We start from the raw sequence: 14,055 nt of genomic DNA, 5'->3' as shown, positions 1-14,055 counted from the left end.
CGACTCCCTCTAGTAGGTGCTCTTGGGCGGATCGGTACGAGTTAGCCCGGTGACCTCGATGACGGGAATCGACGAGGGGCCGCGATAGCTCTGCCCGTCCGGTACGGTTCCGGTCACGGACACCCAGGTGTTCTCCGGAAGAGCAGACGCGGACACCGCCGCGGGCCCAGACATCTGCAGGCGCGCCAGCTGCGCATCCGCGGCACAACAGACGATGACGATCTTGGCGAGGTCGGTGCGTTCACCCTCTTTGAACGTGAACCCGGTGACGGTGATCGTGCGGCCCTTCAGGGTGTCCGAGGAGCCGGCGGCGATGCGCATCAATACCTCAGGCAGCGACACTGTGGGCGCGTCACCCGGCGGTAGTGGGGGAAAGGCACGCCGGGGCGTGTTGACGGACGCAGTGATGTTGGCCGGCGCGATGGAGCGCGCGCTGAGGGCCGGCGGCACGATGAAGATGAGCAGAACGACGGGCAGCACCAAAAACCATGTGGCGCCGTGCTTGTGGGCGTGACCATCGTGACCTTCGTGATTGTGGTCGGTGTGGCCGTTGCGGACATCGCGGATGACGGCGGCCAGCCCGAGACCGATCACGACGACCGCCGACGCGGCCAGCCACGGGAGTAGCCCGGGTTTGACGTAGCGGGTGAACGTTCCGGTCACCGCGATCATCGCCACGCTGACCCCCAACAGGATCAGCAGCGTGTTCTCGGTATCGCGTCTCATGAGGCCCCCAGCACCGCGACGCCGACACCCGTGGCGACGAGCGTGGCCACCACGAACGTCAGCGGCGCGAAACGGGCCGCGAAGGCCCGCCCAAACATGCCCGACTGCATCGCGATGAGCTTCACGTCGACGGCCGGTCCCACCACAAGAAACACCAGTCTCGGAATCAGCGGCATCATCGTGATGCTCGCGGCGACGAAGGCGTCGGCCTCCGAACACAACGCCAGCACCACCGCCAGCAGAGCCATGGTCACCACGCCGACCACCAGATTGCCCGCAAGATGCTCGAACACCCAAGTGGGCACCAGCACATGCAAAGCCGCCGCGGCGACTGCCCCGATGGCCAAGTACGAGGCCGCCTGCAGGAAATCGTGCCGCGCCGCCTCGGTGAAAGTCGTCCAGCGCGAAGAGGATCCGGCGTGCGCGGTCGGCAGCCTGCGCGTCACCCAACTGTCCCGGCCCCAGCGCGACCAGGCCATGCCCATCACCATCGCGGTCAACAGGGATGCCACCGCGCGTGCCAGCACCATCTTCGGCTGACCGGGGAAGGCCACGGCCGTGGCGACCAACACCACCGGATTGATGGCCGGTGCCGACAGCATGAACGTGAGCGCGGCCGCACCGACGGATCCGGGTCCGTACAGCCGGCGCGCCACGGGAACCGAACCGCATTCACAACCGGGCAGCGCGGCACCACTGATGCCGGCCACCGCGACCGCGGCGGCGGACCGATTCGGCAGCCACCGGGCCAGTCGTTCCGGGGTGACGAATGTCGCGACGAGGCCACTCACGATCACGCCGAGCGCAAGGAACGGGACGGCCTGGACGAACACCCCGCAGAACACGGTTCCGGCGGTGGCGAGCTTCTCGTTGCCGTCGACGATCCCGCGTAACCAGCCCGCTGCCAGGGCCATCGAGATGAGTGCCACCACCAGGACTTCGGTCGAACCGAACCAACGTCGATCCTGGGAAGTGGCCACCGTCACCCAGCCATCCTGACAGTGCAACCTGAGAACGCGGCGCAGCAGTGGCACTCTGGTGGGGTGACCGATGACACACCTTTCAACGAGCAGCCCGCCGCCGTGATCAACGAATTCAACGATGGGATTGCCCGGGAGTTCCATGCCAATGGCGGCGACGTCGGCGGACAGTTCGCCGGCGTGCCGATCTTGCTGCTGACGAACACCGGCGCCAAGAGCGGGCAGAAACGCCTAAATCCGCTGGCCTACTTCGATATCGACGGCAAGATCTATATTGTCGGTTCCTTCGGCGGCGCCGACAAAGACCCCGCCTGGGTGCACAACCTGCGTGCGAATCCACATGCGCATATCGACATTGGTACCGACGGATACGACGTCGCCGCGCACGAGCTTTCGCTTGATGAGCGCGATGCGCTGTATCCGAAGGTGGTTGAGCAGGTTCCCGTGTTCGCGGAGTACCAGGAGAAGACCGCCCGGGCCATCCCGATCTTCGAGCTGCGCCGCCGCTAGCCGGGAACTGTGGCACCGAGTGTGCGCATGGTGTCGGTTCTCGGCCGATTTTCGACCGAATTCGCACGCTCGAGCTACATGCCGTCGCCCCCGCACCATGCCGGATGGACGGTGATGGGCCGTGCCCTGATTCACTGACCAAGCGGGTGAGCCCAGGTTATGGTGGGATCAGCCGATGGGCATCAAGGTGGCGCTGGAGCATCGGACCAGCTACGCATTCGACAGACTCGTGCAGGTGCACCCGCACGAGATTCGGTTGCGCCCAGCTCCGCATACCCGAACCCCCATCGAGGCGTACTCGCTACGCATCGCTCCGGAAGATCATTTCATCAACTGGCAACAGGATGCCTTCGGCAATTTCCTTGCCCGCGTCGTATTTCCGAACCGCACCCGACAGCTGTCCATCACCGTCGGACTTATCGCCGATCTGAAGTCGGTCAACCCATTCGACTTCTTCATCGAGGAATGGGCCGAGCACATCGGATTCGGGTATCCGCCCGCGTTGTTGGCCGATCTCGAGCCCTATCTCAAACCGGTGGACGAATCCGATCCGGGCTCCGGGCCCGGTGAATTGGTTCGGGCCTGGGTCGCCAACTTCACCATGGCACCCTCCACCCGCATCATCGATTATCTCGTCACGCTCAACCAGGCGCTGTGTGCGGACGTCGGTTACGCAGTGCGGTTGGAGCCGGGGGTTCAGAGCCCCGACACCACGCTGGCCGTAGGCATCGGTTCATGTCGCGACACCGCCTGGCTGCTGGTGTCCATCCTGCGGCAGAAGGGGTTGGCCGCCCGTTTTGTGTCCGGGTATCTGGTCCAGTTGACCTCGGATATCGCGGCAATCGATGGGCCCTCGGGGCCGGTTGCCGATTTCACCGACCTGCACGCCTGGGCCGAGGTGTACATCCCGGGCGCCGGATGGGTGGGTCTGGATCCCACCTCGGGACTGCTCGCGGGCGAGGGTCACATACCGCTGTCGGCCACCCCACACCCATCGACGTCCGCCGCGATCACGGGCGCCACCGATATGTGTGAGTCCACCCTCGACTTCTCCAACACCGTCACCCGTGTCCACGAAGATCCGCGCGTGACCCTGCCGTACGCCGCATCGGCTTGGGAGGCCGTCACCGCGCTGGGAGCGGAGATAGACGCCCGGCTCGATTCGGCCGGGGTCGGGTTGACGATGGGTGGGGAGCCGACCTTCGTGTCGATCGACGACCAGGTCTCCGAACAATGGACCACCGCGGCCGATGGGGACCACAAACGGGTACTTGCCAGCGACCTTGCTGCTCGCCTCAAAGAGGTTTGGGCACCAAGGGGTTTGGTGCAGCGCAGTCAGGGAAAGTGGTATCCCGGCGAACCCCTGCCGCGGTGGCAGATCGGTTTGCATTGGCGTCGCGACGGCCAACCGCTCTGGTCTGACCCCGAGCTGCTGGCCGACCCGTGGGACGACGATCGCGAGTGGTCCACCCCCGAAGGGGCCGACCGCGCGCTGCTCACCGCGCTCGCAGGTGATCTCGGGCTGCCCGACAGTCAGGTACGCGCGGCATACGAGGACCCGCTGAGTCGGCTGGCCGCATCGGTCCGGCGCCCCGCGGGAGATCCGGTGACGGCGGTCGATGATCTTGCGCCGCACGAGGATGCGACGGATCGGCGCTCGGACCTGTTGCATCGATTGGATGAGCCCGTCACCGAGCCTGCGGCCTACGTGCTGCCACTGCATCGGGGCGAGGACGGCTGGGAAAGCGCAGACTGGAGACTGCGCCGCGGCCGGATCGTGTTGGCAGACGGCGACTCTCCTGCCGGGCTGCGGCTCCCACTGAAGGCGATCTCCTGGCAGCCGGCGCCGCACCCGGCCGAGGCGGACCCGCTCAGCGCCGCCGCGGAACTCGCGGCACAACGCCCCGGCACCGCGGCCGCGGTGGTGCCCGCCGAGGGCGCGCCCACCACCGCGCTGGTCGCGGAGATCCGCGACGGTCTGCTCTATCTGTTCCTGCCGCCGCTCGAACACGTTGACGACTTCGTGGATCTCATCGCACTTATCGAGGCGGCAGTCACCTGTCCGCTGGTGATCGAAGGGTATGGGCCACCGCCCGATTCGCGTCTGGAGACCATGAGCATCACCCCCGATCCGGGAGTGATCGAGGTGAACGTGACCCCGACCGCCAGCTTCGCCGAGCAGGCCGAGCAGTTGCGGGTGCTGTACGAAGAGGCACGCAAAGCGCGGCTGACCACCGAGTCTTTCGATGTGGACGGGACCCACACCGGCACAGGCGGTGGCAACCACATCACGTTGGGGGGTCGTACCCCGGCGACGTCACCGCTGCTGCGCCGGCCCGATCTGCTGGTATCCCTGCTGACGTACTGGCAGCATCACCCGGCGTTGTCGTACTTGTTCTCCGGCCGCTTCGTCGGCACCACGTCGCAGGCCCCTCGCGTTGACGAAGGGCGCGAAGAGGCGTTGTACGAGTTGGAAATTGCCTTCGCTGAGATCGATAGATTGACCAAGGCACCTGATCATGATGGTCGCTCCGCAGGCGACGCATCCGAAGATGGCCGCTCCGCAGGCGCCTCACCATGGCATGTCGATCGGGCGCTGCGGCACCTTCTTACCGACATCACGGGAAACACCCATCGCGCCGAGTTCTGCATCGACAAGCTCTACAGCCCGGACAGCGCTCGTGGACGTCTGGGCCTGCTCGAGTTGCGTGGGTTCGAGATGCCGCCGCATTTCCAGATGGCGATGGTGCAGTCGCTACTGGTCCGTGCGCTGGTCGCCCGGTTCTGGGAGCAGCCCTTGCGTGCTCCGTTGATCCGCCACGGGGAAAACCTGCACGGCCGCTACTTGTTGCCGCACTTCATTATTCACGACATCGCGCAGGTCGCCGCCGATCTGCGCGCGCACGGCATCGCCTTCGAGACCAGCTGGCTCGATCCGTTCACCGAGTTTCGGTTCCCGCGGATCGGCACCGCGGTGTTCGACGGTATCGAGATCGAACTGCGCGGCGCCATCGAACCGTGGCGGGTGCTGGGGGAGGAGGCCACCGCGGGAGGCGCCGCGCGATACGTGGACTCCTCGATCGAGCGCGTGCAGGTGCGGGTGATCGGAGCCGATCGCTCTCGGTACGTCGTCACCTGTAATGGCGAACCCATCCCGTTGCTCTCCACCGCCAACCCGGATGTGCAGGTGGCCGGAGTCCGGTACCGGGCGTGGCAACCGCCCAGCGCGCTGCACCCGAGCATCACCGTCGACGAACCGCTGCGCTTCGAGCTCATCGACACGGCCAACGCGCTGTCTCGCGGCGGCTGTACGTACCACGTGTCGCACCCGGGTGGCCGGTCCTACGACGACCCTCCCGTCAACGCGGTGGCAGCCGAAGCACGCCGTGGTCGGCGCTTCGATGCCACCGGTTACACCACCGGGCGCGTCGATTTGTCAGACTTGCGCGAGAAACAAGCGCGCATGTCCACCGATGCGGTGGCGCCCGGCATCCTGGATCTACGCCGTGCGAGAACCGTGGGACGCAGGTAGGACCGCATGAACGGGAAGGAAGGTACGGCCGGTGGCAGCACCTGCTTCGGGGGCTCCCATCGGACCCGGCTTCGGTTCGGACGATAACCCGTTGATAGAGCAGTACCGCAGTGCTCGTGCCCAGGGAGCACTGTTCGAGGTCGGGCGCCGGGGTACCCAGGCGGGCTATGACGAGTTCCTGGCGCCGGACGGCAGCGTCCGCCCGGGCTGGACCGACCTGGCTGACGCCATCGCACAGCGCGGCCGCCCCGGCCTGGACCGTCTGCTGGACCGGGTCCGCACCCTCGTCGACAGCGACGGCATCACCTACATGGATCCGCGGCGCGTCGCGGGGGGCGTGCCCGGACCCGACACGCCGGCGGTGCCGGTGCCCTGGCGCCTGGACGGGCTGCCACTGCTGCTGGACCCGGAGGACTGGAACCACCTGGAGGTCGGCCTCACTCAGCGGGCCACGCTGCTGGACGCCATCCTCAGCGACCTTTACGGTCCGCAGGAACTGATCAGTTCCGGTGCGCTGCCGCCCCAGCTGTTGTTCGCCCATCCCGGATACCTGCGTGCGGCTCACGGCATGGCGCTGCCCGGGCGGCATCAGCTCTTTTTGCTCGGGTCCGATGTCGGGCGCACCGCCGCCGGTGACTTCCGGGTGAACGCGGACTGGACCCAGGCGCCGTCCGGTGCCGGCTATGCGATGGCAGACCGGCGGGTGGTCGCACACGCCGCCCCGGACCTGTACGAGAAGGTGGCACCGCGGCCGACCTCATCCTTCGCGCAGACACTGCGGCTGGCGCTCATCGACGTCGCTCCAGAATCCGTGGAGGATCCGGCGGTGGTGGTGCTCAGCCCCGGTATCCATTCGGAGACGTCCTTCGATCAGGCCTATCTGGCGTCGGTGCTGGGTTTCCCGCTGGTCGAGTCCGCGGATCTGGTGGTACGCGACGGCAAGCTCTGGATGCGTTCACTGGGCACCCTGCGCCGGGTGGACGTGGTGCTGCGCCGCGTGGACGCCGACTATTCCGATCCGCTGGACCTGCGGGCCGACTCACGATTGGGAGTTGTCGGGCTGGTCGAGGTGATCCGTCGCGGCGCGGTGACCGTCGTCAACTCGCTGGGCAGCGGAGTGCTGGAAAATCCCGGATTGGCTCGTTTCCTGCCGGGTCTGTCACAGCGGCTGCTCGACGAGCCACTTGCCTTGCCCGGCGCTCAATCCTGGTGGGGCGGTATCGACGCGGAGCGCTCGCATCTGCTCGCGCACCTGGGTTCCTTGCTGGTGAAATCGACAGTGGGGGAAGAGGTCTACACGGGTCCATTGCAGTCTGTCCAGACCTTGGAGACACTGCGGGCGCGTATCGAGGCGGCTCCCTGGCGTTGGGTGGGCCAGGAACTCCCCGAACTGTCGGTGGCCCCCACCTATCTGCGCTCCGGCGCACTCACCGCGGCGCCAGTGGGTATGCGTCTGTTCACGGTCGCGCAGCGTGGCGGATACGCGCCGATGATCGGTGGTCTCGGCTATGTCGCAGCCACCGGTTACTCGGGTGCGACGCTCAATAGCTTTGCTGCCAAGGATATTTGGGTTCAACAGCCGGATCGTGATCAGACCGAGCGCGCGCTCACCGTCGCTCCGCTGGATCTGCCCGCGGGGCGATCGGTGGGATCGGACGCGGTCAGCTCACCGCGCGTGCTGTCCGATCTGTTCTGGCTGGGGCGGTACGGAGAGCGTGCGGAGAATCTGGTCAGGCTGCTGTCCGTCACGCGGGAACGCTTCCACGAGTATCGGTATCGGCAGTTCATGGAGGCCAGCGAATGTGTCCCGGTGCTGTTGAAGGCGTTGGGAGACATCACCGGTACCGACACCGCGGCAGAGGATCTGGGAACCCAGCTGTGGTCCTTGACGGTGGACAAGGAACGGGCCGGGTCGCTGGCGCAATCGCTGGAGCGGCTCGGACTGGCTGCTCGCGCGGTCCGCGACCAGATGTCCAACGACACCTGGATGGTGCTCGGCGGGATGGATCGGGCCATCGCGTCCGCCGCGGCGGAGTACGACGAGTTCACGCGATCCGGGGACACCCCGACGCGGATGGATGACACCGTGCTCGCCGCGACACAAACCCAGGTACTGGCAGGGCTGCTCGCGCTGTCCGGGCTTGCGGCAGAGTCGACGGTTCACGATATCGGCTGGACCATCATGGATATCGGTAAACGCATCGAGCGTGGCCTCGGTCTGACCGCCCTGTTGCGTTCCACTCTCACCGCGGTTCGCGGCCGTGCGGCCGACCAGTCGGTGACCGAATCCACGCTGGTGGCCTGCGAGTCTTCGGTGATGTACCGCCGCCGCACCCGCGGCAAGATCAGTCTGGAGGCCGTCGCCGATCTGTTGCTTTTCGACGCCGACAATCCCAGATCGCTGCTGTATCAAGTGGAGTCGCTACGCAATGACCTCAAATCGCTACCCAGTGCCTCGGGTACCTCACGCCCCGAACGGCTGGTGGAAGACTTGGTGACCCAACTGCGGCGAATTGACCCGTCCGATCTGGACACCGCGAACGAGGAGGGGCGGCGAGACACGCTGGCCGAAACTCTCGACAACGTTCACCAGGCGCTGCGCGAACTGTCGACCGTGGTCACCGCGACCCACCTGTCCATGCCGACTGGCATGCAGCCACTGTGGGGTCCCGACACGAGGCGGAAGCTGCCGTGACCGATGGTGTTGGCGGCGGCGGCTCATCGGTGATCCGTTATCGGGTGACGCACCGCACCCTCTATCGGTACTCCGATGACGTCACCAGTTCGTACGGGCGTGGCTACCTCACGCCGCGTGACACCGACTGGCAGCGTTGCGAATCGAGTGAGCTGATTGTCGAGCCCGAACCTTCGGACAGTTCGACCGGCAGAGACCTGTACGGGAATCTGAGCTCCTACTTCCACGTCACCACGCCGCACCGCGAGCTGAGTGTGACGGCGCACTCAGTTGTCGACGTCGAAAACCCGGCGCCGCCGGGAGCCGGGTGGCACCAGGCATGGGAGCTTGCCCGCCCGGCGTACGGGGAGCCGACCGGGGCGGCGGCGTTGGCCACAGAGTTTGTTTTGGACTTGGCGACTCCGGAGATCACCGATGAGGTATGTGACTACGCCGCAGTGAGTTTCACCCCCGGGCGGCCGCTCGGCGAGGCGGTCGTGGACCTGATGGGGCGGATCTATCGCGACTTCGAGTACCGCTCCGGGTCGACCACCATCTCCACCAAGGTCAGCGAGGTTCTGGCTGCCCGCGAAGGTGTGTGTCAGGACTTCGCCCGTATCGCGGCCACGGCGTTGCGAAGCCAGGGCCTGGCGTCTCGCTACGTATCCGGTTATCTGGCAACCAATCCGCCGCCCGGACAGGCCCGTCTTGTCGGCGCCGACGCCACTCATGCCTGGGCGGCGGTGTGGGTCCCGGTCGACGGCTGGGTAGCCTTTGACCCGACCAACAACACGGTTGCCGACGAACGGTATGTCACCGTTGCCTGGGGTCGCGATTACGCCGATGTTCCACCGCTGCGCGGGATCATCTACACCGACTCCGAGAGCAGCACCATCAAGGTGTCGGTCGACGTCGCCCCCTGTGAGGAGAGTCCTGCTCATGCGTGACTTCATCTGCCCGCAATGCGGCCAGCATCTGGCGTTCGAGAACTCGGTATGCCTGTCCTGTGGCAGTCATGTCGGTTTCTCGCTTGAACAGAAGGCACTGCTCGTCCTCGCCGAGGATGAGGGTCCCGGATTCGTCGATGCCGATAGTCATCAGTTGTGCGCAAATTTGCATGTGGCCGAATGCAATTGGTTGGTGAATGGCACCGGGGCAGGAACGGTATGTGTCTCGTGTGCGCTCACTCGCACCCGGCCCAACGACTCTGACACGATCGCTATGCCGGCATTCGCCGACGCGGAGAAGGCAAAGCGCCGGCTCATCGCCGAGCTTGCCGAGCTGCGGCTACCCGTCACGGGCCGGGACGCGGATCCCCAGTTCGGATTGGCGTTCGACCTGCTCTCCAGCGAGCACGAGCAGGTGATGACCGGCCACCACAACGGGGTGATCACCCTGGACCTTGCCGAAGGGGATGACGTCCACCGCGAGCAGCTTCGCATCTCCATGGACGAGCCGTACCGCACCCTGCTCGGACATTTCCGCCACGAGATCGGGCATTACTTTTACTACCGGCTTATCGGGAGCTCACCGGACTACGCCGAGAGGTTCCGTGCACTCTTCGGTGATGCGGACGCCGATTACCAGGTGGCGCTCGATCGCCATTACCAACAGGGCGCTCCGGAGGACTGGGAGGCGAACTTCGTCTCTTCCTACGCGAGCATGCATCCGGCTGAGGACTGGGCCGAGACCTTCGCGCACTATCTGCACATCCGCGACACGCTGGACACCGCCGCATCCTTTGCGCTGGCCCCGGCCGGCGGCACCTTCGATCGCAGGGTGTTGGGGCCGAGCGGATTCGACACCATCATCGAGATGTGGCTGCCGCTGGCGTGGTCGCTCAACATGGTCAATCGTTCGATGGGACACGGCGATCTGTACCCCTTCGTGTTGCCCGGCCCTGTCCTGGACAAGATGCGGCTGATTCACGAGATCGTCATGGCCGCGGGGGATCCCGAGGGCTGACTACCCGCCCGGTGTGGCGAACACAAACAGGGCCATAAATGCCACATTGATGAAGAATGTCGCCTCCACCAGGCTGACGGTGATGAAAAATGGTGTGAATAACCGGTTCTGAGATTCCGGCTGACGGGCCACCCCGGCGATGAGCTGTGCCCCGGCCATGCCGTCGCCGATACCCGCCCCGATGGCGCCACCCGCCAGCGTGATCGCTCCAGCCAGCAGCGCGTTGCCCATCAGAAGTTCAGTAGCCATGATCCCCATCCTTCGTCGTGGTATCCAGCAGTGCGGCGATGACGGCCACCGCCGCCCCAGCGCCGTCTTCGTCACGAACGAGTCGTGAGAGACGTTGGGCTTCTTCGCGATACCGCGGTTCCCCGACCATCCGCGCGATTGAGGCCGAGAGCTCTTGGGCTCCCAGCGATGATCGGGGTAGGGGGGTGCAGGCGGTACCCAGTTGGGCCAGTCGATTGGCCCAGAACGGTTGGTCCATGATGCCGGGCACCGGGATAGAGGGGACCCCTGCTCGCAGTGCGGCGGCCGCGGTACCCGCCCCGCAGTGATGGATGACCGCGGCCATCCTCGGAAACAGCCAAGAGTGCGGTATGTCATCCACGCTGATGACGTTCTCGCCCAGGCCGACGAGCCCAGCCCACCCGCGTTGCACCACCGCGCGCACCCCTGCCCCATGTATTGCGGCAGCGATGGTCTCTGACAACTCGAGCCCCTTGGAAGTGGCGGTGCTGCCCAAACCGACGAAGAGGGGAGCGGGACCGCCGTCGAGGAAGTCTGCTAGTTCTTGTGGGGGAATCCAGGTTTCATCATCATCGGGCCACCAGTAACCGGTCAGGTGCCAGTGCGGCAGCCAATCGTCGGGGCGTGCGACGACGTGACCGCTATAGCCGTGTATTACCGGCCAGCTCTTGATGCGGGCTTGGTGATAGCTGCGCAGCGACGACGGAGCCAGGCCGAGGTTGTGGCGGAGATTATCAATGAGCGGGGTATAGATCCGTTCCCCGGACTCGGCAAGGCGCCACGTCAATCGGTTTCCGTACCTGCCAAACGATCGGGCCGTGAGTGGTGGCGGTGCGAAGTTCGCAGTGGGACAGGACGGTTGAAGGGATAGTCCGGCGCTGGGTACGCGGAGTGCTTCGGCCACGTGATATCCCAACAGGGTCCCCACCGGCCCCTCGGCCAGCAGCACGTCGGCGTCTCGCGCTGCTTCGGCCATGGCTTCGCCGACTCCGGCAAGTCCGGCACGCATCTCGGTGAGGGCCCCTCGTGAGGGTCGCATCCGCGTGCCGTCCACGAGTGCCTGGCCATATGCCGAATCTCGGGTTGCCGTCTCGGTGTCGCCGGGCAAGGGGCGAAATTCCAGACCGGCGGAACGCACCATCTCCGCATAGGGCTGCTGCGCGGCGATGACCACACGGGCGGGCAGGGTGTCGCGCAGCCGACCGGCCAGTCCTGTCAGGGGTGCCACGTCTCCGCGGGTCCCGTAGGCGCAGATCACGACCGTGGTCACGGTTCGCCACCAACAGCCTTGGTGAACATATCGACCAGCTGCTCGCCGTAGCCGACAGCGTCGTAGTCAGGGTCGCGTCCCAGCTCCCATACCGCCCCGTCCAATGCGGCGCGCAAGGCGTTCTTCATGAATCGCGGTGAAACCGGCTGGAACTCGCCGGATGTGACACCGTCGGTGAAGATCGACTCGGGATCCATCGCGGCGAATTCGGCGGGAGGCTCCGTACCCGCTGCTGCCTGGTCGAACCGCAGGCCGTCTTCACTGCGGTAGCCGGTGATGATCTCCAATAGGGCTATCGCGGCCACCCGGTTGTTTACGACGAACTCGATGTTCGCTCTGATGTACGCCGTGAGCCGTCTCGTCGGGGTGGGTTCTGCGTGCACCGCGGGCACGATCATGGCTGCGGCCCGAGTGAAGACCTCGAGCATCACGGACTCGATGACATCCGTTTTTGACGCGAAGTGATACAGCACCGCGCTCTTGGCTACCCCCACGTGCTCGGCGATCTTGGCCAGCGATGTCTGCGGATAGCCCGCGTTGGCGAGCACCTCGATGGCGCCCGCCACTATTTGTGCTCGCCGGGCACGTTCGGTGAACGTCAACGACTTCTCAGACCGCATGGTCATAAATTAGACCGATCGGTCAGTGAAGGCAATAGCAATCTTCTGTACGTGGACTGGCAAATACCGGGACGCGAATATTGTGATGAGTGTGTGCCGCCCCACAGTCTTATAAAGACGGGGTATGGTGAGACGGTAATGACGACATTATTGGCAGACCCCGTCGCGCAGGTTATCGCCACAGCCGAGGAGTTGCTCTCCAGGCGCGCGGGGGCAACGGTCACGCTTGCCGAACCGGAAGATCTCGGTGGCAGTGGGCCTGCGATCGTCATTCGGGTCCGCGCCGTGCAGAACCCGTTCGCGTTGCCGAAGTCCATGGTGATCAAGCAGGTCCCCGAGGGTGGATCCGACGCCGCGGTGCTCCGCGAGGTGGTGTCGTACCAGTTCGCAAACTCCTTGACGGCCAAGCATCGGCCTGGTCCGGAGCTGGTTGCCTATTCCATCGCCGACCGCCTCATCGTGCTGACCGACCTAGGTTCGGCTCCGACCATGTCCGAGCTGCTCGCGGAGCGCAATCGTGCGGCGATAAATCATGCGCTGATGGCATGGGCGCAAGCCCTGGGGCGCATGCATGTCGCCACGATCGGCCGGGAAGGCGACTTTGCTGCGCTGCTCCGCCGCCTTGATGTCAAGAAGATTGATGTGGACCCGGCGCAGCAGCGCCTGGGGGGAGCGGAAGCCATCTCGCCACTGCAGCAGATCCTGAGAAGCGAGTACTCCCTAGAGGTCCCGCCGGCCCTTATCTCTCGTCTACAGCAAACAGCGGAGCTTTTCGAGAAGGGCGGCGTTCGGGCCTTCAGTCCCTCCGAGGTTGCCCCCGACAACATCCTGGTCACCGAACACGGCGTCCGAATTCTTGACTACGAATGGGGCGGTTTCCGCGACATCGTGCTGGATATCGCGCACGCGCTCACCGTCTACCCGGAGTTCCTGGGCGCGACCGAGCGTGAGGAGGTCGCCGAGCTCGATGATGCGATGACCGAAGCGTGGCGGTCCGATGTCGTGTCGATCGCGCCGGGACTGGCCGACGACGACAACCTCGCGCGGCGCATTCTGGACGCGCGCCTGATGTGGGTGTGGCTCGCCACCCACGAATACTTCACGGTGGACGTCGACTTGGACGGCGGCACCGAAGATTCCGACGACACCGTCGTATTCGAGAGCTCCGCGCCCAGCCACTCCGCGCTGCTGGGCCGATGGGTGGCACTGCAGGCGGCCGCCGAGCGTGTCGACGATGACGTTGTGGCTGCACACGCCTCCGATGTCATCGGTGGGCTGCGCGGCGAAACCTTCACCGAGGACTGAGTTCTCCGGGTCTCTGTCGAGATGTAGCGGACATGCCATGTCTTGCTGGGTGCGTTGAGGATTGTTATTTTCTGCGGATGCATAGTCGGCGGGTTTTGACATATCCCGTTCCGGCCTGCTTGCACGCCGGAACGAAAAACACCGACTCCGTGGTGGCCACCCGCACCCACGCACACGCCATCCCGGTCACGGTCTAATCACGCGGGCGCGTCGTAGCCGGACGC

General features: G+C 65.4%; 11 protein-coding genes. 6 read left to right on the top strand and 5 right to left on the bottom strand.

The genetic code is table 11. From position 1 onward, the window contains the following. Positions 1 to 9 precede the first annotated feature (9 nt). Positions 10 to 726 (bottom strand): TIGR03943 family putative permease subunit, encoded by a 717-nt coding sequence (locus B4393_RS19760; protein WP_078335518.1) that lies wholly within the window; start codon positions 724 to 726, stop codon positions 10 to 12. Beyond that, on the bottom strand, positions 723 to 1,712 hold the full coding sequence (locus B4393_RS19755) for a permease (RefSeq protein WP_078335570.1): 990 nt from the start codon (positions 1,710 to 1,712) through the stop codon (positions 723 to 725). Before B4393_RS19755 ends, B4393_RS19760 begins: the two co-directional genes overlap by 4 nt. 57 nt (positions 1,713 to 1,769) lie before the next feature. Here B4393_RS19755 and B4393_RS19750 point away from each other — a divergent pair, with 57 nt between their 5' ends. The 5 genes from B4393_RS19750 (at position 1,770) to B4393_RS19730 (ending at position 10,387) form a co-directional block, all read left to right on the top strand. Further along, the gene (locus B4393_RS19750) at positions 1,770 to 2,216 is read left to right on the top strand and encodes a nitroreductase family deazaflavin-dependent oxidoreductase (RefSeq protein WP_078335517.1); all 447 of its coding nucleotides are present in this window, start codon (positions 1,770 to 1,772) and stop codon (positions 2,214 to 2,216) included. Between the two features lie 175 nt (positions 2,217 to 2,391). Continuing rightward, entirely contained in the window at positions 2,392 to 5,748 is a 3,357-nt protein-coding gene (locus B4393_RS19745; protein ID WP_078335516.1) for a transglutaminase family protein, read from the top strand. Positions 5,749 to 5,839: 91 nt separating this feature from the next. After that, complete coding sequence (locus B4393_RS19740) at positions 5,840 to 8,443, top strand: circularly permuted type 2 ATP-grasp protein (protein WP_078335569.1); 2,604 nt, start codon at positions 5,840 to 5,842, stop codon at positions 8,441 to 8,443. Then, positions 8,410 to 9,369 (top strand): transglutaminase family protein, encoded by a 960-nt coding sequence (locus tag B4393_RS19735; RefSeq protein ID WP_078335515.1) that lies wholly within the window; start codon positions 8,410 to 8,412, stop codon positions 9,367 to 9,369. The genes B4393_RS19740 and B4393_RS19735 overlap by 34 nt, the downstream gene beginning before the upstream one ends. Beyond that, complete coding sequence (locus B4393_RS19730) at positions 9,362 to 10,387, top strand: zinc-binding metallopeptidase family protein (RefSeq protein WP_078335514.1); 1,026 nt, start codon at positions 9,362 to 9,364, stop codon at positions 10,385 to 10,387. The genes B4393_RS19735 and B4393_RS19730 overlap by 8 nt, the downstream gene beginning before the upstream one ends. On the opposite strand, the gene B4393_RS19725 is transcribed toward B4393_RS19730, so the two are convergent. From B4393_RS19725 to B4393_RS19715, 3 genes are read right to left on the bottom strand one after another with little or no spacing between them, the layout of a single operon-like run. Then, positions 10,388 to 10,636 (bottom strand): F0F1 ATP synthase subunit C, encoded by a 249-nt coding sequence (locus B4393_RS19725; protein ID WP_070939513.1) that lies wholly within the window; start codon positions 10,634 to 10,636, stop codon positions 10,388 to 10,390. After that, entirely contained in the window at positions 10,626 to 11,906 is a 1,281-nt protein-coding gene (locus B4393_RS19720) for a glycosyltransferase (protein WP_078335513.1), read from the bottom strand. The genes B4393_RS19725 and B4393_RS19720 overlap by 11 nt, the downstream gene beginning before the upstream one ends. Beyond that, a complete protein-coding gene (locus B4393_RS19715; protein ID WP_078335568.1) occupies positions 11,903 to 12,526 on the bottom strand; it encodes a TetR/AcrR family transcriptional regulator in 624 nt (207 codons plus the stop codon). Before B4393_RS19715 ends, B4393_RS19720 begins: the two co-directional genes overlap by 4 nt. A gap of 138 nt (positions 12,527 to 12,664) precedes the next feature. Here B4393_RS19715 and B4393_RS19710 point away from each other — a divergent pair, with 138 nt between their 5' ends. After that, positions 12,665 to 13,831 (top strand): kinase, encoded by a 1,167-nt coding sequence (locus B4393_RS19710; RefSeq protein WP_078335512.1) that lies wholly within the window; start codon positions 12,665 to 12,667, stop codon positions 13,829 to 13,831. Positions 13,832 to 14,055 lie beyond the last annotated feature (224 nt).

The sequence above is a fragment of the Mycobacteroides franklinii genome, from assembly GCF_002013895.1.
GTDB classification, from domain to species: Bacteria; Actinomycetota; Actinomycetes; order Mycobacteriales; family Mycobacteriaceae; genus Mycobacterium; species Mycobacterium franklinii.
This window is presented reverse-complemented; position numbering and strand designations above follow the sequence as displayed.